2 protein-coding genes and 1 pseudogene are annotated in these 1,979 nt (G+C 34.3%); all 3 read right to left on the bottom strand.

Annotated elements, in window-relative coordinates:
• Positions 1-348: pseudogene (locus tag ACFX4N_RS31015) on the bottom strand (STAS domain-containing protein); the annotation flags it as partial.
• 200 nt (positions 349-548) lie between these two features.
• Positions 549-680: an FbpB family small basic protein gene (locus ACFX4N_RS31010; RefSeq protein WP_377263830.1), complete on the bottom strand. Its 132-nt coding sequence runs from the start codon at positions 678-680 to the stop codon at positions 549-551.
• Between the two features lie 429 nt (positions 681-1,109).
• A partial coding sequence (desA, locus tag ACFX4N_RS31005) for a Delta(5) desaturase DesA (protein ID WP_377263828.1) occupies positions 1,110-1,979 on the bottom strand: 870 nt, incomplete at its 5' end.

Below are 1,979 nucleotides of genomic sequence, written 5' to 3'. Positions count from 1 at the left end.
CATGTTGTATTTTTTTATTTCTTCTTTAAGTACTTCCCATATAAATTTCCGGTAATAACTTGTGGTCTCTAAAGCCTCACTCAGAGAAACCCCTAGATTTGATGCCAATTCTCCTGACTCTTTTCCCCATTTCAATATTCGATCGAAACTTGTATTTTGATCGAGGTTTAACATGATTGCTTCTCCAAAATTATTGATGAAGTTTGCTCTCATTTCAATAATTTTTTCATTTGTAAGATTGAAATTTCTTGTTTGTTTAAGGTCTATCATTCTATTTGTATGTACTTTATGCGCAATTTCATACTTTTTTTCTATGATTTTTTCTCCTAGAAAGTGCAAATTATTCATTAAATTTTGGCCTCCGATCTTCCCTTATCTAAAAAGATGATTTTCCTTATTTTAACATTTAAAATAATGGCTACATAATTAGTTTTTTAAGATAATTAGATTGTTCCCAAGGTAGTAAAAGTCATTGTAATTAATTCTTTAATTTCGAGAACTCGCTTTATGTTAACTAGCTCTATAAACTACCAATAAAGCTAGCTGTGTTAAGCTAGCTTTATATTTTCATGGCGTTTTTCTATAAGTTTTTCAAGTTTTTCTATTGCTTGTTTATCTTTAATCACTTCTTCTTTATTCTCTTTTACTAGATCTTCAAATGATTTTGTATGCTTACGCATGTTAGCACTTCTTTCTTTTATAGTGGATCGCTTTAACTATACCTTATCTAGGCAATTTTAGGGAATAAAACAACTTCACTATTTACAATGGTTCTCGTACAAAATAGGTATATACTGTTTTATTTTCTCCACTTTTGAATTTCGATAAGATTTCCTTCAGGGTCTTTTGCAAAAACAATAGTTATAATACCAATATCTCGGTATTCTTTCAACTATCTCCTCCACTCTTGGTACAAAAACCAGAACTTCATGAGTGATGATACTAAAAGACGAAAAGAAATGATGTAATCGTAAGAAAATCTGACAAAGTGCTCAAGTGAAAAAGCCCGAATAAGGGACACTTTTTATGTAGTGACCCTTATTCGGGTTATAGTTCAGCTAATCCAGGTATTTTTTTATTAAAATTGAATGATTTTATCGTATGGATATTCAATTTTTATCGAGGTTTGGTCTTTTGTTATTCAAATTCACACGCGATTTTTTATTGTCTAGTAGATGCTTAATTTCTTTGAAGCTTACAAAACGTTTATTTTGTTGATCTAAAAGTCGAAAACGAAGGGACTTCAAGCTTGTGCTTAGTGTAATGGTTGTTGCTTTCTGTAATGGTGGCGTAGACTCATGCGCCTTTTCTAAATTATAGTTGGGAACTCTTGGAGCCAAATGATGTACATGATGGAAACCAATATTACCTGTTACCCATTGTAAAACTTTAGGGAGCTTGTAATAGGAGCTACCGTCAACCGCAGCCTTCACGTAATCCCACTCTTCTTCTCTTTCAAAGTAGGAATCCTCAAATTGATGCTGTACGTAAAATAGCCAAATTCCAAGCGACCCTGCTACAAAAAGGATGGGAGCTTGAACGAGCAGAAAAGCTTGCCAACCAATACTCCAACATAAAAGTGCATACACCGCAACAATTGAGAAATTGGTTAAATATGTGTTCAAACGTTCCTTTCGTTTCGCGTCTTTTCGATTCAATCGGTTAGAAACGAAGAAAAGATAAATGGGACCTAATCCAAACATCACAATTGGATTGCGGTAAACTCGGTATGCTAACCGGCCCCAGTAGGAAGCTGCAACATATTCATCAACTGTCATGACCCACACATCACCAGTTCCTCGTTTATCTAAGTTGCTGCTCGTAGCATGATGAATGGAATGGCTTCGTTTCCACTGTTCATAAGGAAACATGGTGATAACCCCACTGATTGTACCAAGGATATTATTCGCTTTTCGGCTTTTGAAAAATGATTGATGACAACAATCATGGAAAATAATGAAGATTCGGACGACGAACCC

It is taken from the genome of Priestia sp. YIM B13551 (genome assembly GCF_042787905.1).
Taxonomy (GTDB): domain Bacteria; phylum Bacillota; class Bacilli; order Bacillales; family Bacillaceae_H; genus Priestia.
Note: the sequence above shows the minus strand (reverse complement) of the source record. Positions and strands in the feature narration are given on the sequence as shown.

Bases quoted from the DNA above. Each gene is read 5' to 3' on its own strand.
- ACFX4N_RS31010 (WP_377263830.1), bottom strand. From the start codon at position 680: ATGCGTAAGCATACAAAATCATTTGAAGATCTAGTAAAAGAGAATAAA.